Raw genomic sequence first — 23,805 nt, 5'->3', positions numbered from 1 at the left:
TCAGCATTTATGACGTATTATATTTTGTATTATGAGCTAAACAGACCGATCAGCCAAGCTTAGCTTCAAGAGCAGCCTTTGCGCCTTCATAACCGGGCTTGCCGAGAAGAGCGAACATATTTGACTTATAGCTTTCAACGCCGGGCTGGTTGAAAGGATTAACACCGAGTACATAACCGGAAATAGCACAAGCCTTCTCGAAGAAGTAGATCATATAGCCTACATTTTCCTCAGTTGTGTCATCGAGTTCAAGAATGATATTGGGAACTCCGCCCTCAGTATGAGCAAGAACTGTACCCTCAAACGCCTTTCTGTTAACAACAGACATATTCTGATTTGTAAGGAAGTTGAGTCCGTCAAGGTTCTCAGCATCAGGCTCAAGGAAAAGATCAGTCTTAGGCTTCTTTATATCAACAACAGTCTCAAAGAGTATTCTTGCACCATCCTGGATATACTGACCCATAGAGTGAAGATCTGTTGAGAAAACAGCTGCCGAGGGGAATATGCCCTTGTTGTCCTTGCCTTCACTTTCGCCGAAGAGCTGCTTGTACCACTCAGACATCATAACGAAGCTGGGGTCATATGAAACCAGCATCTCCACAGACTTGCCCTTTCTGTAAAGGATATTTCTGAGAGCTGCATATTTATAACAGTCGTTATTATCGAAATCAGCGCAGAAATCAGCCTGTGCTTTCGCAGCGCCCTTCATAAGAGCGTCGATATCACAGCCGGCAACTGCGATCGGAAGAAGACCAACAGCTGTAAGAACAGAGAAACGTCCTCCTACATCATCGGGAATAACGAAGGTCTCATAGCCCTCAGCGTCTGAGAGGTTCTTGAGAGTTCCTCTTGCCTTGTCAGTAGTAGCAAAGATACGGTTCTTAGCTTCTTCCTTGCCATATTTATCCTCAACCATCTTCTTGAAGATACGGAAAGCAAGAGCGGGCTCTGTAGTTGTACCTGACTTAGAGATAACATTTACAGAGAAGTCCTTGCCGTCGCACAGGGCAATGATCTCATTGAGATAAGCAGGATTGATGCTGTTTCCTACATAGTAGATGTCAGGAGTGTCCTTCTTCATATTATTATAAAGAGGCGATTTGAGGAGCTCGATAGCTGCTCTTGCTCCAAGATAGGAACCGCCGATACCGATAACTATAAGAATATCGGAATTAGCCTTGATCCTCTCGGCAGCAGCCTTGATACGAGCAAATTCTTCCTTATCATATGCTGTAGGAAGCTCTACCCAGCCTAAAAAGTCATTACCGAGACCTGTCTTGCTGTGAAGGGACTGTGCTGCGGCTTCTACCTGAGCCTTGATACCAGTCATTTCGTCAGCGTTGACGAAATCCTTCAAGTATTTGGTGTTGAGTTTCAAAGACATTAAAATTTACCTCCAATATGTATGGAAAGCCATACAAATATAATTTACCATCTTTATGATACTATATTTTCGGATTTTTTTCAAGTCCCTTTACATAACATTTTCAACATTTGTACATTTGTGACTATTTCAACATCATTTTTCTATCAGTTTCACCAACAGTTTCTCCAATACATAGGTAAAATCCAGTCTTGGTACAGCCGATTTTGTTATAATATCAGCCTCAAAAACAAGTTTATCTCCATTGTAGAATGCTGCCGTCCCCACCGGCTGGTTGGCTCTCACGGGAGCCGTGAGAAATTCTGGAATAACGACCTTTGTTCTCAGCTCAGTCTGTTCACGCGGAACCACGGTTCTCCCCTGCTCTTTGATACCTATTTCTACGGCAGATTCTGTACCACTGCGAACAAGAACAGGTTTCAGCATTTCCTCTGGGAACATCGTATCGGATACTTTATAATTATAACAGGCTTGCTTGATAAGCTTTTTCGCGGATTTGAAAGTTTTTTCGGCTGTATCAGCCCCAAGGATAACTACAATAAATGCGGTCCCGTCACCCTTTCTGCCGCCCTCAGCTATACAATATCCCGATCTGTCAGAATGGCAAGCCTTGAAGCCTATGTGCTTATCATAATTCCTTGACAGATCGTTTTCACTGACCAGTTCGACCTGTCCGTTTTTCACAAAATCTCTCCAGATAGTAAAATACCTCTGAAGAAAGCTGTGCTTGGCAAGCTCTGAACAAATAACCGCCACATCATGAGCTGTTGAATATGATGCATCATCACCGTAACCATATGGAGTCTTGAAAAAAGTATCTCTCAAGCCGAGATCAAACGCCTTAGCGTTCATATCATTAACGAAATCGCCGATACTTCCCGAAGAATTCTCTGCAAGAACTGTAAGAGCATCATTTGCATTTCCTACTATAACACTTTTAAGAAGCTCATCAACAGTCAATGCATCACCGCTTTGCAGCCATATCACCGAGCCTTTTGTACCTGTAACACTGTCAGAAGCGGTCAGAATATCGTTGAAAGTATATTTGCCCGAGTCAATATCTTCAGCTATAAGCAGAACACTCATAAGTTTACTGAGATAGCCGATATCAAGTCTACGATCCATATCAATGCCATCTATCATCATTCCGGTATCTGCTTCAATAACAATATATGAAGCAGCTGTCAAATCCTCTTTTTTATCCGCCGCAAGAATAAATACAGACGAAAACAGGACAGCAGAAATAATAAAAGCGGCTCTGAAAACAATATGCATATAATCACCTCAGTGAATAATATGCAGCTTTTCCAAAATAAATGAAAAGGAGCAGCCGAAGCTGCTCCCACTCATCAAACCTTATGTGCAGTTATTATAAACGAATCCTTATTATCTCCTGAAAGCTCGTAATTGCCCGAAACAGGCACTCTCGTCGTGAGCTTGTCCTCATTTCCGGTTACAGAGTATATCTGATAAGCTTCTCCGTTAAAAGTAAACGTATACGGATCCTCAAATGTGTACTGCTCAAGGAACTCAACATACTCCTCAAGGCACATCTTCTTCTGTGTGCTTATGGCTGCGTGTATATCTCCAACATATCTGAGATGCCACGGACAATACTCAGAGCCCGTCTTCTCCTTCTTTCCTTCGGGATATCTTACTATGAAACCGTATTTCCAACAGTTTTCGCCGATCCAGCCTTCAGTGTCATATCCATCATAAGATATAACAGAGCCATAAGCATTAAGTGCCAGATCAACACAATATCCCGCCTTTGACTCCGCAAAAGCCTTAGGGCAGAACGAACCATCTCCCGTATATGTATCGGTAGTACCGTAAACAATGAAGTCTGCAAGCCCTGTCTCGTTTGCATAATCTTCCATCATGCGGTTAAGTGCTTCTGCAGCATCTTCATTGAGTTCAACCTCTTCGTCAACAAGACTGTAAAACTCGTTTTTTTCATCAGCAAGATCGATCATCGTTCCCTGATGTGAAACCTTTGCAGGCGATTTATCATTAAAAACGGATAAAATCCCGTCTGAAACGTCCTTTTTATAAAGCTCACACTCAGAATATCCAAGGTACTTTACACCCTCAAACGCGGTAGTTCCCTGATCTGTTGTGCTATAACTGAGAGTGTTTCCAGTCGAAGCCTCAGTATGCGTTTCCGTATTGCGGAAATCACCCTTTATTGTAAGATTGTAGGGCTGCTGAGAGGCAAGTCCTCTCCTCAGAGCATCAGCACTGAAAAGAGTACCGACAATTATACCCATAGCAAGTAAAACACGGCTCACCCTGAGCTTGTTTTTCTTTGTCTCTTTCATTATACATATCCTCCGATATTTGTTCTACATACATATCTTTGTTCTTTATCTTTCGTCAGGCGGCACATAAGCTTTTCCGCCTGCACAGTATTCACTGTACGCACTTAACGTATTATATACATTGTTCCAGTTTGTAGTCCCGCCGCACAGCACAAGTATATATGTCTTTCCGTTTACCTCTGCAAACGTCGCTATGCAGTTTCCTGATTCATCTGTAAATCCTGTTTTGCCGCCGAGTATCTTAACTCCCGGCATTTCATCACCGTACATTCTGCTGAACAACGTGCTATCAAATACAAGCCCCTCCGGATTCTGTTTTGTCGGAGGTACTTTGTACTCAACTGCCGAAAGGATTTCCCTGCACGTTTTGTTCTGAACAGCATACTCCAGAAGAACTGCAATGTCTTCCGCTGTACTGTAATTGTTTTTGTCGTGAAGTCCTACAACATTAGTGAAATGTGTGCGTTTAAGTCCGATCTCGTCACATTTAGCGTTCATAAGCTTCACAAATTCTTCCTCTGAGCCTGCAACATATTCGGCAGCAGCCAGAGATGCGTCAGCTCCCGAGCATAGGATCATACCATAAAGGACATCCTTTAGTGTAGGTGTCTCGTCAGGTTCAAAGCCCGCTCGCGAAGCGTCCAGAGTTATATATGGAGCCACCATTTCATGCGTTATCTTAATGGTAGCTGAAAGGTCATCTATATTCTCAACTGCGACAATGAGTGTCATTATTTTAGTCAATGATGCAGGATACAACTGAATGTGCTCGTCCCTGTAAGCAACGACCTCATTATCATCTACATTTATCAGAATAGCATTTCTGGCATCGTATTCCTTTTTGAATTTCTGAGACTTGTCCGTCTTTTCAGGAAATACAACAAAAGGCACCGCCGTTTCCTCTGATTGTTCTGTAGTGGGCTCGGCATATACAGACAATTCGTCTGTAGTTTTTACTGCTTCAGCTGATATTACAGATGCAGCAGAATCTGTACGTCTGCTGTGCCTGCTCAGATACCTCGCAGTAAAAGCGCCAATAAATATTAGAACTAAAAGGAAAACCGCTGTGCCTGCCTTAAACAAGTTAGCATTGCGCTTTTGTTTCCTTCTTTTGTTCATTCTACACCTCAAAATTTTATATCTCTGTATATTTTATTATAATACAAATTCCGTTTATTGTCAACAAAATTTGCAAGCTCGGATTATTTCTACGATTTGCACAAAGACCATACATTATCTTATAGCGATTTAACAAATTACAGTGTTGAATAGCTGTTGAAAAAAGCTCCCATGAAATACACAGGAGCTTTTGGCTTAAATATCGACAGCGATGTAATCCTGTTTTTCAAACGAATACAGGTACGCTTCTTTTACATTTTTCTTAGTTGTGAGCTCGATCGCAGCTTTATACAGTTTCAGCTGCATAGAATAACGCTCTTTGAGCTTTTCAAGGGACACTCCCCTGTCTGATTTATAGTCTACGATAACGATACCGTCAGCCTCCTCAAACATGAGATCGATTATTCCCTTTATCATACCGTCGGATTTCTTCAGCTTATCCAGAGCTTCGTTATCTATGTCGAGTTCTGACACCGCTACCATGAATTTCTTCTCGCGAACATATTCCTTTGCACTGCATATCCTTTTGTAGAGCTCTCCTCTGAAAAAAGCGGAAACATTATCTCTGTCAATGGACTCTGCCTCAGCTTTGCTGATATAACCCTTTTCCGTCACACTCGCTATTTCCGCTCCGACATTATTAATCGCTCTCTCAAAATCGCAATACTGGAAGAATGTGTGTATAGCTGTACCCCTTTCAGCACCTGTGAGCTTTGAACTTTCAGAGCGGAACCTCGGTCGTTTAAGCTTCATATCGAATGATTCTTCACCGTCCTTCAGCTTTTTGGTTATCTGTGTTACGCTGAGCTTCGCAGGCATTTCCGACAAAGTACGGTCATACGAGAAAGAAATGATATCCTTCATATTATCTATCATCATTTCATCAGGTGCCGACTCCTCAGAAACCTCTTCCTGCTCTGCTTCTGCAAGACTGATATCACTTACCGTTTCATACTCAAAGAGTCCGACCATATCTTTATTAACATATTGCAGCATCGATCCGGTATCCATGCCGATTTTTTCTGCGATCTCATCAAAACAAGGAGTACGGAGGACACTCAGCCACATCCAGTCCGAGAAGCTTTTTGCTTCACTTACAGCTTCGTAAATATCTCCGTTCTGAAGAATTACACTGTCTATTAGTGCACTCACTCTTTTTAAAGCCTTTTCACCGCATTTCAGATTAATAAACAGCTTCTGCTGAGCTCTTGTCAGTCCAACATAAAGCAGACGCATCTCCTCACTTCGTGTGTCACGTTCTTCCTCGCCCGCAAGCATTACCTGCTGAAAAGTTTTGTATTTTCTCAGAAGCGTCGGATCATAAAGCACATATCCTATTCTTCCGTCCTGGCTGCACATGACAGGTTTGGAATCAAATTTAAAGTTTACAGATGTCTCCGCAATGAACACAAACGGAAATTCAAGGCCTTTCGAGCGGTGAAGTGTCATTACCGAAACATAATCGCCGGCAGATGCCGAGACCTTTCCCTGTGCATAGTCACCGTTTTCCATGACTCTGTCAAGGTGTCTGAGAAATCCGTTAAGTCCCCCCGAGCCGTCAAAAGCCGCTGTATTTTCATAATTCTGTGCATACTGTATGAGAGCACGAAGATTAGCGCGTTTTTTGTCACCGTCATTGTAAAGCTCCATTACTGAGATAAAGTCGGTGGTATCGTATATCTCACCTATCAGTTCACCGATCGTCATGGTCACCGAGTCAAGTCTGAATCTGTCAAGGGACTCCAGAAACTCTCTGCAGTTTTCCATCAGAAACATATCTTCACATTCGGCGTATTCTCCGTCTGCTATTCCTCTTATAACAGGAAACAGCGGTTTCTTTCTGTCATAGGACTTTATTGCCGCTATATCTGATATGCTGAACATATACATCGGGGAGGTCATAACAGCAGCCATCGCTACATCCTGAAGCGGATTGCTGATTATCCTGAGCAGATCTATCAGGACGGCAATCTCTCTTGACTTCAGATATCCCGACTCTTCGCTGCCCTTTGCAGGCACCCCTTTCCTGTTCAGTTCATCGGCATACATATTTATGTGTGCATTATTTCTGACAAGTATACAGAAATCAGACGGCTTGCACGGCCTTTCACTTCCGTCCTTATCGGTCACTCTTACTCCGTTTGCAAGCATTTCGGCTATCTTTGAAGCTGTATATATAGCTTCACGGTTAACTTTTTCAGTTTGCTCATCATCTTCGGGAGCATCATCGTTTATAAACGATATACAAGCCTTCCTGTTTGCAGCTTCATTTTCAGTATACTGAGAAGCTCCGAAATACAGCATTTCATCCTCGGTATAATTGATATCTCCGCATTTTTCACTCATTATCTGAGAAAAGACAAAGTTTACGAAGTCTATGACCTGTGGTGAGCTTCGGAAATTCTTGTTGAGAACGATAGCCTGATTTTTAGAGGTATTATCCTCACTGTACGGTTCAGATACCCGCAGTGTATTGATAAAATTACGGGGATTTGCAAGTCTGAATCGATAGATTGACTGCTTCACATCACCTACAAGGAATACATTGTCACCGTAAAGTGGCTCTCCTGTTTCATCATGTCTGTAATTCTTTGAGATCAGCTTGAATATCAAGTCCTGCTTGTTATTGGAGTCCTGATACTCGTCTATCATTATGATATCATAGTATTCCGCTGTTCTTTCAGCAGTTTCGGACTGTATGATCATGCCGCTTTCATCTTCTGCTGCGAGTATCTCAAGTGCCAGCCTTTCGCCATCATCAAAGCTGAGAGCATTCTTCTCACATTTCTTTTCCCAGAGAAGTTCACCGAACTTTTTCAGCATTTCAGCAAGTATTTTCGTCACCTCTCCGCACTCGCGGTAATCGCTTTTTACTGATGATATACTGCTTATAACTTTTTCAGCCGTTTTCTTTATCAGGTCGCGTTTTTTCTTATATATCTCTCTGAGAGCTTTATCATGGGGAGTCTTTCCGGTTCTGACAAGTGCCGAAAAAGCCTGAGCCTGTTCAGCCTCCTCAGATGTAGGGAAACGGCGTGACCTGAAAATATCAGCAATAGCTGATATCCTGTCATAGTCATCCTCCGCCTGAGCATAGGATTTCTCAGCCGCTGCGGCTGACATATCGGGGAATATCTTTTTTATCATTCCGATGTTATCATCCGCCGCTCTGACCGCTTTATTCAGTTCTTCTGTGACAGAAGCAAAAAAGCTTTCATAATATACGGAGCGTTCAAAGTCCTCCGAATACATACTTACCGCATTTTCGAGCCACTTATCCCTTAAAGCAACAGATGAAAGAAAGCTGTCAGCACGTTCAAGCACTTCGACAAGTCTTTTTTCATCTTTTATGCAGAAATGATCATACATGAATGATATCTTTTCGTACTCATTCTCGCAGTAATAGTTTATTAGTTCTTCCATAGCGCGCGCTCGAAGCACCTTGTTATCTGTATCATCAAGCACGCTGAATCCGGATGTGACGCCGTTTTCTCCTATATTGTCCCTGATAAGGTCAAAGCAGAAGGAGTTGATGGTCGATATCCTCGCACTTTGAAGGAGTATCTGCTGTTTCAGAAGATGTCTGTCGTCAGGAGACTCATTGATCATTGCTCTCAGCTTGCTGTCGAGACGTTTTTTAAGCTCTGAAGCCGCATCATTTGTAAAAGTTACAACGACCATCCTGTCAGCTCTTACACCTGAATCCCTGTCGGCGAGCAGCTGTACAAGCCTCTCTGTAAGGACTGCTGTTTTTCCGCTTCCCGCGGCTGCCGAAACGATCAGTGAAGTATCGCGCGCATCTATCGCCTTTTGCTGCTGTTCTGTCCAGCCCATATTACTCCTCCTCTCCTTTATATTTTCTGCCGAGAATTTCAGCTGCTTCCGCCACCTGCTCTTCATCGGGAGCACGCTGACTGAGAAGTTCCGAATTATCACATATATTGATATAGTCACAGTAAGTACACGGAACCTTGCCATCAACCACAAGCGGAACAGCTTCCGCATTTCCTTCAAGCAGAGATTCTGCCATGCTGACAAGCTTACCATAAGTGTATTTTCTGAGCAGAGTCATTCCCTCTGCAGATACACAGCATGATCTCTTGTCAGGAACACCGTTTTTATCAAGCTTTACAGGAATAAATTCTCCGCGGACATCCTTTTCCATAGCTCTGAGTATATCCATATCTCCGAGAACAAGTCCGCTTGTACGCAGCGATTCCTTCACCGCGTCGCTGTTCTTGGAGTCTACCTTATGCGACTCAAGATGGACATCAGATATCCTGACAGGAGAATAAAGCACTCCCGCAGGCTCGAAGCCTTCATACAATCCGCCTTTATCAGTAGAGGCAAACAGGTAAAGCAGCATCTGCATATTGATACCGCAGGCAAGTGTCTCGGGAGTTATATCCTTTCGGCTGCTCTTATAGTCGATAATGCGAAGATAATCACTGTCACCTATCCTGCATATGTCAGCTCTGTCAACTATTCCTCCGAAGCTCAGGCTTCTGCCGTCGCCAAAAGGAAGCACGACCGAATGGCTTTCCCTCAGATCAAGCTCAAAATCATGAGGCACAAAGTCCGAAGCCATAAGAGCCTGCTGGGTATAAAGGAAAACATCGGACATACGCTCCGTAAGCTTATTGAAGATAAGCCCGAATTTAGCATCCTTGCCGAAATCCCCTGCCAGAGCAGTTTCACGGTATTTCTCAGCACAGCTGTTTATCTCGCTTTTGACCTCATCATAAGACATAGCTATGAAATCCGCCTTTGACCTTGAACCCAGAATGCCGTAAAAGCACTCATGAGTCAATTCGCCTGCTATCCGCGCATCAAGTTCGACCTTCTCATTGATATGGAGCCTGAGACACTTGTCACAGAAATACTTGAAGTGACACTGATTATACTCCTCGAGGCCTGTTGATGATAACCTTAACGGCTCAAAGCTCTGAAGCTTTTGGATAACGCTGCTGTCAATATGGTAGTCCTGCTTTAAGCTGCTCCTGCTTATAACATAGGACAGTCTTCTCCTATACTCGAGGCTTTCCATCAATAGTTTTTTGATAGAAGCCACCGAGGAATTATCCGAACTTCTCTCCTGCATATAATGATAAAATGCCGAATGTAAAGTGACAGCATAATAATCCACAGGAACGTCATCATCCTTGACGCGAATGCTGTTATCACCAAACATGCCTATTATCCTGTCAACTATCTGTGCCGGATACTTCGCCTGTCCTGAAAGGTCGGATAACGGATAGGTTATGTAAAGCTTATGGGAAGCCGCGGATATCGCCTTATAAACAACAAGTCTCTCCGATGCAATGAGCTCCGCAAGAGGCGTTGACAGCTCAATGCCGTTTTCTGCAAGCTTTGCTCTGTCTGCTTCTGAAAAAAGTCCGTGAAGACTGATGCGATTTGGGAAATCCCCATCATTAACACCCATTACAAAAACGATCTTAGGCGAGTCAAGTCTTGCCATCCTTGCAGATGCAGCAGTGACCGCATCAAGCGTCTGCGGAGGCACAGAATACTGTATACGTCCTATCATAGACCTGATCATTCGGGATATTTCAGCAAAACTGATTTTTCTGTCGCCGAGCGTGTCACTTATACTGTCAAGAATATCTATAAGACAGCCCCAAAGCCTTTTTAACTCGGCCGCCTCATAGTCCTTATCCTGTTTAATAAGCTCTCCCATCAGCCGTGCGGTATTTCTCTCTGCACCGCAGTTAACAATATGATCATATAACAGCGAGCATATCTCCGAAGCGGCAATATCACGCCTGATCTTTCTTTTCAGCTCTGAAATCGGCGGAATGATCTTTTTTCTTATGACTTCGAGCTTATCAAGGAACTGGTCTTCAGCTGTAAACGGAGCATTCCACAGTTCTCCGTCTACGCCCCACTTGTAGCAATAGTTTTCAAGAAGCGAGGTCTCTGTCAGGTCTATATCCAGCAGACCGCTCTTGATAAGCCTGAATATCTGCTCTGACCGGAATCTTCTGCTGCTCAGAATATCAAGAAGAGTAGTAAAATATACCATTACGGCTGTATGGGAAACAGGCTTTTCAAGGCTTAGAAAAAACGGTATGTCATATCTCTTGAATGCAGCCTTCAGCACATCCGAATACATAGCAATATCGTTTGAGATTATAGCGATATCGCGATATTTCAGCTCACTGTCCTCATATAGAAGGTGTTTGACCGTCGCGCAGACATACTCAGCCTCACTGTACATATCTCTTGCTTCAAAAATATGAACATTCTCAGCTTTGGGAGCTTTCCCGGGCTCATTTGGCAGATTGCGAAGAGAACGTCTGCTTACATATTCAAGGTCTGGTGTGAGAAAACGATAGCTCTGATCACATACAGTAATTCTTGTATCTGCGCCGATCTCACGGCAAAGCATATTTATTCTTCTGTATGTATCATTAACGGTTTCAAATAATGTATATTCTCCTGCGTTTACATCGTCTGTCCTCAGAGTAATACACACATTATCAGCCGATGACAGTATGAGCTTTATCATTTCGTACTGATCAGCTGTAAAGCTCTCAAACTCGTCCAGAAAAACAGTTCTGCCTCTGAAGTAGTTGTTTAGATTTGCAACAGCAGCGGCTTCCTTGATGTTATCAAGCTCATCCTTGAAGCCGTACTCCTCCATAAGCCGTTGATACTCTATAAAAATGGCTGCAACATCCTTTGTCTTATCCATAAGCCTCTTATCAAGAAGCTGAGAACGAACGAGAAGCTCTTCCGGACTAACGCCAATGCGCTTCATATCGCGTATAAGAGTAATGATCTCCTCGGCAAATCCGCTCTGAGTACTCTGCCTGCGGAAACTTCCAAGGGACTCAGGACGTGCAAGAGCCGCCTCAACAGCCTGATACACAAGTATCATCTTCGCCATTTCATCAGCATATTCGCCCTTTCGGTTCGGATCACCATAAAGCTGAAAAAGCTGTCTTGACAGGCCGGTAAAGCTAAGTGAGAAAAGCTCATTGAAGTTCTCGGCTCCGAGGAAGAAATACAGCTTCTTATCAAAATCCTGAGAAAACTGCTCAGGAACGATAATACAGAGCTTGTCCGCTTCGTGACATCTTTCTTTTATGCGCCCGAACATACGGGTAGTCTTTCCGCTGCCTGCGGCACCGATAATAAATTCGACCATAATATCTCCTGTAATATAAAATATGCATACCGCGCAAATACGGTATGCATATATGTGTTATTGATCAGAAACCATTCTTATGTGCGCTCTTCATAATCCCAGGGAAATCAAGATATGCATAATTGCAGTTTACATAGCCCTTTATGCCGTCGATCTTGCCCTCGTTAGTGAACTGCCACATATTGAAGTGGCTGTTGAATGCAGGTTTTGAAACGCCGTAGTGAGCTACCCATACATCATATTTGGAATATACAGATTTATCTATCCTTGTATTAAGGAAGTTTGCATAGCTCTTTACACCTACATAATAGCCTTTTTTCTCAAGAGTTGAGCAGAAAGCATTGACAATATCCGTTATCTCCTTATTGCTCAGTGCTGCAATGGAAGGATCCTCCACTGCATAGTATACAGGGTACTCAAACTTGTGACCCTTTATTACCTCATAGCAGGCTTCTGCCTCAAGAACTGCGTCTTCTGGAGATGATGCATAGCTGTACCAGTAAACACCGCTGTTTACTCCAGCTTTTTCAGCACCTTCGATATTGGCTTCAAAATACTTATCGGTCTGAGTTGCAAGATCACCGTATCCTGCTCTGATAATTGCATAATCGACTCCCGATGACTTGACCTTTCCCCAGTCTATCTTTCCCTGCCATACAGAAACATCGATCCCTTTAGCCTTTCCTTTATCAACACTTATGGGGAAAAGCTGTTCACTTGAATCTGTTTCCGTGCCGTCAGGTTCATATGTTTCGGGTGAAATGAGATACGGATAATTTATGTAACAGTGGTCAAGATCAACCTCGGTATTTATACCTTTGACCCTGCCCTTTGCGTTATACTGCCACATTCCATAAGCATGAGCATAACCTGGTGCAGCAACATCCCAATGCGCTACCCATACTGCGTATTTATCAAGTACATCCTGATATACCTTTGTACTTAACAAACTTGCGAAGCTATATACACCTGCATAATAGCCCTTTGATTCAATTGTCGAACAGAATGATTCTATTATTTCAGATACCTTTGCAGCTGAGAAATTCTTGTGCTTAGGCTCCTCAATATCGAAGTAAACAGGATATTTTATATCGTAATCCTTTATTGCCTCATAGCAGGATTCCGCTTCATATCTTGCAGTCTCAACATCATCCGCATAGCTGTACCAGTAAATGCCGATGTCCATTCCTACCTTAGCAGCTTCTTCAACATTGTACTTGAACCATGTATCGACCTGATTAGGATACTTGTTTGCGTTTCCGTAACCGGCTCTGATAATAGCATAATCTATCCCGCTGTCTTTTACAGCCTGCCAGTCTATCTTTCCCTGTGCATAGGAGACATCGATGCCCTCTGCCTTCTTATAGATCATGCTCATATCGCCCGAATGCAGCTTAACATACTTCTGATGAGCGTCATATATATCGAAAACGTTATAAGGCGTCTCCAACATAGCTGCTGATGCGGAAACATTCTCATCCTGAACAGCATTCTCTGTCAGGGCGCTGTTTCCTACCTTTACGACCTGGTCGGGAACATTAAGTTCCTCGTCCTCTTTACTTTCCGATGAATTTGTGATATCATTATATATGTTGGAGTCGGCTGCCGATGCAGACATCATTACCCCTGAGCTTATGACACCACAGGTGATCAATAAGGAAAGCAAAGTTTTGTAGATCTTCATAGCTTATCGAACTCCTTTTCATTAAGGTTGCAAAAAGAAAAACTAAAAACGAGCTTCTTTTAGTCAATTATACCATACTATTAATCTTATTTCAACCTTTTTCTCACAAAAAAGTCAATTAATTGTGTATTTTTGTAAGGATTGAAGAATTTCATGAAATGTTTTTGTAACTTATGGATACAATTTTGTAATAATTAAGGAGTTTACATGAAAGAGTTTATTATAAATGAAAATGACAGCGGTCAGAGAGTGGACAAGTTTATATCAAAGGCGCTTCCCACTCTTCCAAAGAGCATGATGTACCGCCTCATAAGAAAAAAAGACATCAAGATTAACGGAAAGCGGTGTGATATTGCCGACCGTCTGAACACAGGTGACAAGGTCACTGTCTATGTAAAGGATGAAGTATCGGCTGAAAAAAAACACGACATGAGTTTTTTGAAGTGCTCCGCAGACCTCGATGTAATATATGAGGACGAAAATGTGCTTATCGTCAGTAAGCCGATCGGACTTGACTCGCACTCAAACGGAAGTCCCATGACCGATACCCTCATAGACAGGATAAAGCATTATCTTTACAATAAGAAAGAATATCTGCCCGAAAGCGAGAGCTCATTTGCCCCTGCGCTTTGCAGCAGACTCGACAGGAATACCTGCGGACTTGTCACAGCTGCAAAAAATGCTGCCGCGCTGCGCGAATTAAATGAAGCAATAAGAAGCGGCAGTATCCACAAAATATATCACTGCATAACCACATCTCCACCTCCTAAAAAAGAAGATGTGATAACTGCCTATCATCAGAAAGACGAGTCGAGAAACCTTGTAAAGATATCTGACTCGCCTATTGATGGCTATAAACCTATAAAAACCGGATACCGTATTATTGAACAGCGCGGAAAGCTGACACTGGCAGAGATAACCCTCTATACAGGCAGAACTCACCAGATAAGAGCCCACATGGCACATATCGGTGCTCCTGTTCTCGGCGACGGCAAATATGGTAATATCGCCGCTAACAAGCGCTGCGGCGTATTCCGTCAGGCATTATGTGCCTATGAACTGAGATTTGATCTTCCCGATGGATCGCCGTTCAGCTATCTCAACAAGCTGAAAATAACCGATAATGCTCCTGATTTCGAGAAAAGGTTCTTTAGTTAGGCTGACCGACTCTGTGGCGCAGGTTTTCTTCCTTGAGCTCACGTCCCTCTGCTATAAGAGCTCTCATTCCGTCAGCATCGCCGTTTTTCAGTGCCTCACTGTATTTTTTCAGATTATCGATAAGTGTATCAAGCTCATACTGTAGATGTTCCCTGTTCTGCATAAACAGGTCGGTCCACATTTTTTCATTCATGGTAGCTATACGGGTCATATCCTGAAAGCTTCCTCCGCTGAATCCGCATTCAAGCCCCAGTTCGGGGCTTTTTACATATGCACTTGAAACTATATGTGCAAGCTGCGAAGTATACGCTATCATCTTATCATGGTTTTCGGGACTGGTGATAACAATTTTTCCTGCACCTACCTCCTTGGCAAGCCCGTTGAGCAGATCAATATCAGACTGCTGACTGTCGACAAATGGTGCTATGATAAAATTAGCCTTTACAAACAGATCAGCGGTGCTGTTGTAATATCCGCCGAACTCCTTGCCTGCCATTGGATGGATACCAACATATCTCAGTCCGTTTCGCTCTGCGATTTTTTTCATTCGCTGCGAGAAATCGCCCTTTATACCGCAGACATCGGTAATCAGAGTGTTTTTTCCGATCTTTGAAGCATTTTCCGCAAAAAATCTTTCAGTGCCCTCAGGGAAAAGTGATATAACGATAAGATCATATCCCTCATAATTTCCGTCAAAGACTTCATCGAGAGCTACATCGCGCAAAGCTGCATTCTCGATATCGCGATTGATGTCACAGCCTGCTACTGTATGATATGTATATTTTTTCAGCGCCTTACAAAGAGAACCGCCAATGAGTCCGAGTCCGACAACTAATATTTTCATGAGATCAAACCTCCAGTTTCTTTTATCATTTAAAGTATAACGCTTTAAAAGCAAAAAGTCAATAGTCAGTTATTGATTTCTGTTGAATTTTGATACGACAATTAGATTCTGAAGTTCAGACGAAGGTAAAAAATGGTATTTATCAAGGCGCAAAAAGTGAAGGAATACTATCGTATTGCGAGCTTTTGCAACGCAGAAAAACTTCATTTTTGTCAAGTATATAATTCAAGATTTAGTTTTAACATCAATAATTATAACATACATTGCTTCTTTGGCATAAAATGGAATGAGAGCTTTCTCACATCAATCGAAAGGAATGATAATATGCCAAAGGTCTTTTTAAGTCCATCTACTCAGGAATGGAACCAATATGCCACTGACGGCAATGAGGAACTGTATATGAACCTTCTTGCCGATCGAATTGAACCATATCTTCGCTCTTGCGGCATAAGCTTCGTAAGGAATGATCCCGTAAGAAATGTTACGGGTGCAATTGCAGATTCCAATGCAGGAAGCTATGATGTCCACCTTGCCCTTCATTCTAACGCCGCGCCTGAATCTCTTGCAGGTAAACTCAGAGGCATAGATATTTACTATGCTCCCAAAAGCGAACAGAGCCGCAGGCTTGCGGATATCATCGCAAACAATCTGAAAGCTGTATATCCTCTACCGGATAAAGTGAGAGCTGTTCCAACATACTCACTTGGTGAAGTCCTTCGTACCAAGGCAGTGGCAGTACTCTGCGAACTTGGATATCATGACAACTACGCTGACGAGGCGTGGCTGAAAAATAATCTTGAAAACATCGCAAAGAACATTGTAGACTCTCTCTGTGACTATTTCGGTATCCCCTTTGTGCCTGCAGGTGCGGTTCGATGGGGCACTGTAACAACGGACGGCAGCGGCCTCAATATCCGTGATTATCCGGGGCTGTCAGGCAACATCATCGGTTCAGCGCCTGACGGAGCAACTCTGATGATCAACGGAGAGACAAACGGATGGTATGTAGTCAGCTACAATGGTTTAAACGGTTATTCCAGCAGCAGATATATCACATTATAAAAAATACCGTACAGTCACAAGCTGTACGGTATTTTGATTATTTTTCGTCTTCGCTCTGCTGCGGTCTGCGTCTGCGGCGGTTCTTGTCATTGACCTTAGGAACTGCATATATCGGCTTCATTGGCTTTGCCTTGCTCTTGAAAACAATGTACGAGTAAATACATACTATGATATATATTGCACACAGCAGGAATGACACCATAAGTGCTTTGTTGAACCAGCGAGACTTGGTGAACATCTTCGCAACATACATATTATACTTGGAAGTTGAACGTTCAACGTTGCTTACAGCTACCAATTCAACAGTTCCGAGCTCTTCCCCCGAGTACTCAAGGGTAACTTTACCAAGAGGCTCGCCCTTAGCAACAGGCGCCTGCAGTGTATTTTTGTACCAGACCACCTTATCTCGACTTATTGTAGAGATATCCACCTCATCATACCATAAAAGAGTGAATTCGTCCTTGGGTACGGCAAGAACATAATCATTGCCCTCAGCCAGCTCAACAGGAAGCTCACCGACCTCGGCAGTATCAGCCAGTATTACCTGATATGAGAAATTGTCGAACGCCCAGTTGAACATAGCGATCGCATCTGTCAAATGGTAGAATGTGTTGTCACCGTCAGCATTATTCAGCGGCGACTTCATGAGAACTACCAGATACTTATTACCGTCGCGACTCGCCATAGTAACTATGCTTCTTCCCGCACGCTCAAGATTGGAGGTTTTTATTCCCTTGGCACCATTGTAGGCATAATCGCTCTGACTGTCCATCATAACGTTGGAGTTTGGCCATATCCATTTGTCCATCTCAGGGTGATTTTTAGGATTCGGCACTGATGGAGTATATGTGAAAGTTGTCGCGATGCTTTCAAAATAAGGAACTCCGAGGGCATAGACCGTAAGTGCCATCATATCATTCGCAGTAGTGTATTGATTAGGATCGTACATACCTGTTGCATTGGTAAAATGAGTATCTGCAAGTCCGAGTTCAGCAGCCTTCTCATTCATCATGTCAACAAACTTTGAAGTATTGTTTCCACCGATCTTGTATGCGATAGTCTCAGCCGCTTCAACAGAGGAAGTAAGCATCATCGCATAAAGCAGATCCGTATAGGTAAGGACGTCCCCGTCCTCGATCTCGGCAAATCTCAGATCATCAGGAAACTCTATGTTATAGAGGTACTCATATACAGATTCATCGATCGTGACCTCCTGTGAAAGATCAGGACAGTTCTCAATACAGACTACTGCTGTCATTATATTTACCAGAGGTCCCGGCATTTGCTTTGTATCAGCATTCTTCTGATGTATAATTGTATTCGAGTCAAGGTTCATCAATACCGCAGACTCACTTTTTATGTTCATAGATAACGGAAAACTGACCGCCTCAGATCTGATACTGCATATAAATGGAAGTACTATTACTATTGCTGCCAGCGCAGATAATAACTTCTTCATACATTCTCCTTTATTTCACGCGGTCACCCGCTGTTATTTGCTTTCTGAAAAGCCTAATCTATATTATAGCAGATATTACATCATTTTAAAAGGGGTTTCTGAAATTTTTTTTAAATTTAAGAAAAATTTTCTTACCCCCTTTACCTTTTTCTGAAAATATGATACAATATAAATACAAAACGAAAGCGGCACAGAAAAAAATAAGCCGTATAAAATTGAACAAAAGAACGGAGGTTTTTAATGTGATCTACGTTATAGGAGACACTCACGGAGATATTACTCGCTTTAAAAGCCCTGAGATCAAAAAGCTGGGTCGAGGAGACACACTCATTATCGCCGGAGATTTTGGCTTTTTCTGGGATAACTCCAAACAGGAACGCGCAGCGATAAAAAAGCTTGCGGACAAGAATTACACCATAGCCTTTCTTGATGGTTGTCATGAAAACTTCGATATTCTTGAGAAGTATAAGCCCGAGGAATGGCATGGAGGAAAAGCGAGAATCATAGCTCCCAACATCATCCACCTTATGCGAGGACAGGTATATACAATTGAGAAGAAAAAGATATTCACATTCGGCGGAGGACACAGTCAGGACATTGAGTTCAGGCGCGATAACGACTGGTGGCCTCAGGAACAGCCTACCCAGGCAGAAATTACCGAAGGTATCGCTCATCTGAGAGAAAACCATTATAATATCGATTATGTTATCACTCATGAGCCCCCTGCTTCGTTAAAAGAATGCCTTGGAGTAGATGTACTCGAAAGGCTTGAACTGCACGCTTTCTTTGAGGATGTTATAAAGACCTGTAAATACGAGAAATGGTTCTTTGGCAAATGCCATATCGATAAGCACATACCTATCAAGTTTTATGCTGTATTCAATAGCGTGCTTCCGTTGAAATAAAACATAATTTGAGCAGATCCGGCATAGTATTTACTATCAAATCAGAAGAGGTAGATGCTATGAAAAAATTCAAATTAACGGATCTGCTCATTTTTATTGTGACCGCAGAACTTGTGGGTGCTCTCTCTGCTCTTTTTTCGGGAGACTTCTCCTCATTTTATACAGAGATCAAGGCTCCCCCACTACTTCCGCCATCTTGGCTGTTTCCGGTAGTATGGGCAATTCTATACGCACTAATGGGAATATCAGCATATATGATATGGCAGACTGACGATTCCGTGAAATGCCGTTCAACAGCTCTGAAGCTTTATTATGTTCAGCTTGCTGTAAACTTCTCATGGAGCATCCTGTTCTTCCGCTTCAGGCTGCTTGGTTTGGCTGCTGCTGTTGCAATTCTGTTGCTGATGCTTGTGGGAGCAATGATTTTAGCGTTCACCAGAATAAAAAAACTTTCCGCATGGCTTAATATCCCATATTTTATATGGCTTATATTCGCGTCATACCTTGCTGTTGCAGTTTATATTCTGAATTAGAGGATATTTCTGTAAAAATAATATCCAGATATTTTGCATTGATTTAACTAATCATCTCTGGTATAATTAAATCATCCCGAAAGGGACAATTATCATACAGGAGGTATACATTTATGTGCTGCAACAACATATGGAAGATACTCTGCGAAATGTTCGGTATCTGCTGCAAATAAGCAAAAAGATTGCACGGCTTAACGTCGTGCAATCTTTTTATATTCCGAAAAATCGCTCTGTATTTTCTTTTAATGCATCAATGAGCTCTGCTTCATCTATCTGCATATTCCTTGCCAGCTCTGCTACAACATATTTTATATTCTGCGGTAAATTTGTCCTGCCAAGTCCCTTGATATTTCTCGGAGTAAGATAAGGTGCATCTGTCTCAGCCATTATCCTGTCAAGAGGGATATACTTGACCGCCTCGCGAAGTGCTCCTCCGCGGCGCTCATCACATATCCAGCCGGTTACACCTATATAAAAGCCCATGTCGATATACTTTTTCAGGGTATCTTTATCGCCGGTGAAGCAATGAACTACCGCTCTTTTACATATATCACCGTGTTTTTTGAAACGTGCGATAAAGTCATCCGCAGCATCTCTTTCGTGAAGGAACAGCGGCTTTCCAAGTTCTTCTGCTATCTTTATATGGTTCTCAAAGCAGCGTATCTGGTTTTCTCTGGCAGAAAACATTCTGTCATAGTCAAGTCCGCACTCGCCTACCGCAACAATTTTGTCATTTGTTGACACTATCCCGCGTATACGCAGAAAATCCTCTTCTTTAGCACTGTCTGCACTATGAGGGTGTATACCGCAGGTCCCGAAGCAGTCATGATCCTTTACAAAGCTATTGACGCTTTCGCTGCTTTTCATATCAGAACCTGTCAGAATACAGCATACTCCTTCGTATTCAGCATCTTCGATTATCATTTCCGGCTCTCTGAACTGTTTACAGAACAGATTTAGTCCGATATCATAATACTTTATCATATATTCCCTCTTATAACGCAGCCTTAGAAGCTTCCGTCAGCTTTTCAGCGGCTGCTCTGACATCTTCCGCTCCGAACAAAGCCGATACTACAGCGATACCACTCTGACCGCAGCCTGCTATCGCCTTTACATTTTCAGCTGTTATTCCGCCAATAGCAACTGCAGGAATACTTACGGAGCCGCATATCTCTTTCAGCAGCTCAGGAGTTATCCTCAGAGCATTTTTCTTGGTCGGAGACGGAAAAACAGCCCCGACGCCGAGATAATCTGCTCCCGAGCTTTCTGCAAGTCGAGCCTGTTCAATTGTCTTAGCTGTGGCTCCGATAATGAAGTTCTTGCCTGCAATACGTCTTATCTCAGCTACAGGAGCATCTTCGATACCAACATGAACTCCATCAGCTCCGCATTTCAAAGCTGCTTCATAATCATCATTGATAATAAAAGGAACATTGTATCTGTGGCATACTTCAATTAGTTTCTTCGCTCTATTGATAAGCTCACCCTCATCAACAGCCTTTTCTCGAAGCTGAATGCAAGTAGCTCCGCCGAGTATAGCCTGTTCGACCGCATCCTCAAGGCTGATTCCGTGAAGAAAGTTTCTGTCTGTAACGGCATAGAGGAGCAGATCCTTCCTTTCGATATTCATTTATATCACTTCTTTTCAAATTCTTTTATAAAGTAAACAGGATCACTGCATTTCATAAATCCGCTCATTACGCAGGCGCCTGCGGCACCGCACTGTCTGACAAGATCAATGTTATCGGGCGATATTCCTCCGATAGCATAAACAGGTATACTGACACTTTCACACACACTGCTGAGGAATTCAATTCCGCGCGGTGGAAGTCCTTTTTTGCAGTCAGTAGCGAAAACATGACCGGCAGTTATATAGTCAGCTCCAAGGCTCTCAGCCTCCTGTGCATCTTCAACCGAGTGACATGATGCTCCTATATGCTCAAAACGGCTTTTCTCGTCAGCAGTCAGCTCACGAAGAATATGGAGCGGCAGATGTACAGACTTCCAGCCCATTTCAATGGCGGTTCTGTAATAATAGTGGAGTATAAGCCTTGTATCAGTATTTTGGAATACTGCAGCAGCCTTCTCGGCAAGCTCACCATACTTCTCCTCGCTCAGGTCCTTTTCACGGAGGATAACATATCTTGGTCCTGCCTTCGCAATTTTGCTAAGCTGATCAAGGAAGTCACCACGGCACAGTGAACGAGAGGTCACACAAATAATATCAGACATAGAGATAATCATTCAGCACAGGCTGGAGTCCTTCCTCTGACATATCCTTGTACATCTTATCAAAGCTGCGTCCGTCATTAATCTCGAACTGCTCATCGCCCTCAGCAGCTTCGCTCTCCTTGCCTGTGTACTTGCTCTCATGGTCGCCGATACCTGTTGAAACACCTGCCGACACCTTAGTAGCAGCTATCTTTACGATACCGTTTCTGAAACTCTCGCTCTCTCTGGAGGATACAGTTATACCGCAGAACGGCAGGAATATCCTATATGCACAGAGTATCTGACACAGCTGCTTTTCGTGAACATCGAGAGGATTTATCTCGTCATTATTGATTATAGGACGAAGTCTCGGACAGGAAAGTGAAATCTCAGCCTGAGGATATTTCCTCTGTAAATAGTAAACGTGAAGCGCGCTCGCCAGAGCATCCTTTCTGAAATCGGAAAGTCCGAGAAGTGCTGAACAGGCAATACCTCTCATACCGCCCATAAGAGCACGTTCCTGAGCTTCAAATCTGTACGGCCAAACACGCTTGTGACCCATAAGGTGGAGCTGCTCATATCTGTCACTGTCATAGGTTTCCTGAAATACAGTTACATAGTCAACTCCGCATTCGTGCAGATACTTGTATTCATCGGTATTCAGCGGATAGACCTCAATCCCGACCATGCGGAAATACTTTCGTGCCAGCTTGCACGCCTCGCCGATGTACTCCACACTGCTCTGTGCGCGGCTCTCGCCTGTGAGAATAAGTATCTCCTCCATACCGCTGTCGGCGATGACCTTCATCTCGTGCTCGATCTGCTCCATATTAAGCTTCATGCGCTTTATGTCATTATAGCAGTTAAATCCGCAGTAAACGCAGTAGTTCTCGCAGTAGTTGGCGATATACAGAGGAGTGAACAGATATACGGTATTGCCGAAATGCTTCTGGGTCTCAAGCTTCGCACGCTGAGCCATCTTCTCAAGGAAAGGCTCCGCCGCAGGAGAAAGCAGTGCCTTGAAATCCTCAACAGTGCAGGTCTCATGGTTGAGAGCTGCATTGACGTCACGGGCAGTATACTGAGAATAATCATAGTTCTTCATCTCAGTCATAACTTTGTCCATAATGTCGGACTTTATACGCTCCATGCCTTCCATGTACTCCATGTGATTTGTGCGTGAAGCAGGATCTGTTTCAAGCATATGCTTCTTTTTAAGAGCAGCCTCGGAGAGCTTGTCCGAGTCCACAAAATAGTGATTTTCCATTAAATAACCTTCTTTTTTTCTTTTGACTTCTTTAATTCATTACCGATAACAATTATAATAAGAGCCGCTACAAATACATCTACATAATAATCCTTCATGTCATAAACAATTATTTTGCGAAAAAATATATAATCCAGTGTATAACCGTAAAAAACAGTATCAAGCAGATGCGAAGTAACGGCAGCAGCCGCAAAAACATAGGCTTTTTTCGCTGTATCCGACTTAAAAAGCCTATACAGACAAATAACCAAGACAAGTAAAACAGCTTTGAAAATTAACATAGAAGTCTGTGATGTTTCTATCTTCAGAAAATTGAACAAACCTGTCTGATTGACATTGTGAGTTTGCTTTATCATAAAAATGTTGCTTATTAGCTTGGTCTCAAAGCCTGTTTTACTCAGAACAAGTTTTATGAGCTGATCTACGGCAGCCAAAACAGCTGCCGTAACTGAAATGACACTTATCTTCTTTAAGTCAAATCTTGAATTAACAGCAGATATGATTTTCCATAATAAAACCATTACAATAAAGCTTACAGCAACATAAAGCATAAAACTCAATGCTCTCTCAAAGCTTTTTATATATTTTATGTAATAGACCAGTGATAATAAAGGGTATATCAAAAACACAAGATAATGCCACTTTGAAGTTTCTTTCTCTTTCATGTTTTTTGTATTTCCTTTTCAG

General features: G+C 42.8%; 18 protein-coding genes. 4 read left to right on the top strand and 14 right to left on the bottom strand.

Annotation, left to right across the window (positions count from 1 at the left end):
- Positions 1–49 precede the first annotated feature (49 nt).
- The 7 genes from DSZ37_RS00190 to DSZ37_RS00160 all read right to left on the bottom strand — a co-directional run bounded on the left by DSZ37_RS00190 (position 50) and on the right by DSZ37_RS00160 (position 13,679).
- Entirely contained in the window at positions 50–1,384 is a 1,335-nt protein-coding gene (locus DSZ37_RS00190; protein ID WP_109724973.1) for a glucose-6-phosphate isomerase, read from the bottom strand.
- Between the two features lie 135 nt (positions 1,385–1,519).
- Positions 1,520–2,659, bottom strand: a complete 1,140-nt coding sequence (locus DSZ37_RS00185; RefSeq protein WP_109724972.1) for a D-alanyl-D-alanine carboxypeptidase family protein — start codon at positions 2,657–2,659, stop codon at positions 1,520–1,522.
- Positions 2,660–2,733: 74 nt separating this feature from the next.
- Entirely contained in the window at positions 2,734–3,705 is a 972-nt protein-coding gene (locus DSZ37_RS18080) for a D-alanyl-D-alanine carboxypeptidase family protein (protein WP_109724971.1), read from the bottom strand.
- A gap of 45 nt (positions 3,706–3,750) precedes the next feature.
- Positions 3,751–4,824: a D-alanyl-D-alanine carboxypeptidase family protein gene (locus DSZ37_RS00175; protein ID WP_109724970.1), complete on the bottom strand. Its 1,074-nt coding sequence runs from the start codon at positions 4,822–4,824 to the stop codon at positions 3,751–3,753.
- A 195-nt stretch (positions 4,825–5,019) separates the two neighbouring features.
- Positions 5,020–8,658, bottom strand: a complete 3,639-nt coding sequence (addA, locus tag DSZ37_RS00170) for a helicase-exonuclease AddAB subunit AddA (protein WP_109724969.1) — start codon at positions 8,656–8,658, stop codon at positions 5,020–5,022.
- Between the two features lies 1 nt (position 8,659).
- A complete protein-coding gene (locus tag DSZ37_RS00165; protein ID WP_109724968.1) occupies positions 8,660–11,995 on the bottom strand; it encodes a PD-(D/E)XK nuclease family protein in 3,336 nt (1,111 codons plus the stop codon).
- A 64-nt stretch (positions 11,996–12,059) separates the two neighbouring features.
- A complete protein-coding gene (locus DSZ37_RS00160) occupies positions 12,060–13,679 on the bottom strand; it encodes a glycoside hydrolase family 25 protein (RefSeq protein WP_242978528.1) in 1,620 nt (539 codons plus the stop codon).
- A 207-nt stretch (positions 13,680–13,886) separates the two neighbouring features.
- Here DSZ37_RS00160 and DSZ37_RS00155 point away from each other — a divergent pair, with 207 nt between their 5' ends.
- The gene (locus DSZ37_RS00155; RefSeq protein ID WP_109724966.1) at positions 13,887–14,837 is read left to right on the top strand and encodes an RluA family pseudouridine synthase; all 951 of its coding nucleotides are present in this window, start codon (positions 13,887–13,889) and stop codon (positions 14,835–14,837) included.
- Here the strand turns inward: DSZ37_RS00155 and DSZ37_RS00150 are convergent.
- Positions 14,830–15,681, bottom strand: coding sequence for a prephenate dehydrogenase (locus tag DSZ37_RS00150; protein ID WP_109724965.1), 852 nt, complete (start codon positions 15,679–15,681; stop codon positions 14,830–14,832). The genes DSZ37_RS00155 and DSZ37_RS00150 overlap by 8 nt on opposite strands.
- 324 nt (positions 15,682–16,005) lie before the next feature.
- Here DSZ37_RS00150 and DSZ37_RS00145 point away from each other — a divergent pair, with 324 nt between their 5' ends.
- A complete protein-coding gene (locus DSZ37_RS00145) occupies positions 16,006–16,743 on the top strand; it encodes an N-acetylmuramoyl-L-alanine amidase (protein ID WP_109724964.1) in 738 nt (245 codons plus the stop codon).
- A gap of 37 nt (positions 16,744–16,780) precedes the next feature.
- Here DSZ37_RS00145 and DSZ37_RS00140 read toward each other — a convergent pair whose 3' ends face one another.
- A complete protein-coding gene (locus tag DSZ37_RS00140) occupies positions 16,781–18,202 on the bottom strand; it encodes a D-alanyl-D-alanine carboxypeptidase family protein (RefSeq protein ID WP_109724963.1) in 1,422 nt (473 codons plus the stop codon).
- Positions 18,203–18,444: 242 nt separating this feature from the next.
- On the opposite strand from DSZ37_RS00140, the gene DSZ37_RS00135 reads away from it, so the two are divergent.
- A complete protein-coding gene (locus tag DSZ37_RS00135; protein ID WP_109724962.1) occupies positions 18,445–19,107 on the top strand; it encodes a metallophosphoesterase family protein in 663 nt (220 codons plus the stop codon).
- Positions 19,108–19,166: 59 nt separating this feature from the next.
- A complete protein-coding gene (locus DSZ37_RS00130) occupies positions 19,167–19,640 on the top strand; it encodes a TspO/MBR family protein (protein WP_109724961.1) in 474 nt (157 codons plus the stop codon).
- Between the two features lie 210 nt (positions 19,641–19,850).
- Here DSZ37_RS00130 and DSZ37_RS00125 read toward each other — a convergent pair whose 3' ends face one another.
- Genes DSZ37_RS00125 through DSZ37_RS00105 form a run of 5 tightly spaced genes read right to left on the bottom strand, consistent with a single transcriptional unit; the run spans position 19,851 to position 23,783 of the window.
- Positions 19,851–20,624 (bottom strand): TatD family hydrolase, encoded by a 774-nt coding sequence (locus DSZ37_RS00125; RefSeq protein WP_109724960.1) that lies wholly within the window; start codon positions 20,622–20,624, stop codon positions 19,851–19,853.
- Positions 20,625–20,634: 10 nt separating this feature from the next.
- A complete protein-coding gene (gene thiE / locus DSZ37_RS00120; RefSeq protein ID WP_109724959.1) occupies positions 20,635–21,270 on the bottom strand; it encodes a thiamine phosphate synthase in 636 nt (211 codons plus the stop codon).
- Between the two features lie 5 nt (positions 21,271–21,275).
- A complete protein-coding gene (locus tag DSZ37_RS00115; protein ID WP_109724958.1) occupies positions 21,276–21,872 on the bottom strand; it encodes a thiamine phosphate synthase in 597 nt (198 codons plus the stop codon).
- Positions 21,865–23,118 (bottom strand): 2-iminoacetate synthase ThiH, encoded by a 1,254-nt coding sequence (thiH, locus tag DSZ37_RS00110; protein WP_109724957.1) that lies wholly within the window; start codon positions 23,116–23,118, stop codon positions 21,865–21,867. Before thiH ends, DSZ37_RS00115 begins: the two co-directional genes overlap by 8 nt.
- On the bottom strand, positions 23,118–23,783 hold the full coding sequence (locus DSZ37_RS00105; protein WP_109724956.1) for a signal peptidase II: 666 nt from the start codon (positions 23,781–23,783) through the stop codon (positions 23,118–23,120). Before DSZ37_RS00105 ends, thiH begins: the two co-directional genes overlap by 1 nt.
- Positions 23,784–23,805 lie beyond the last annotated feature (22 nt).

Origin of the sequence: Ruminococcus flavefaciens (assembly GCF_900116855.1) — a bacterium.
Lineage (GTDB): Bacteria > Bacillota > Clostridia > Oscillospirales > Ruminococcaceae > Ruminococcus > Ruminococcus flavefaciens_R.
This window is presented reverse-complemented; position numbering and strand designations above follow the sequence as displayed.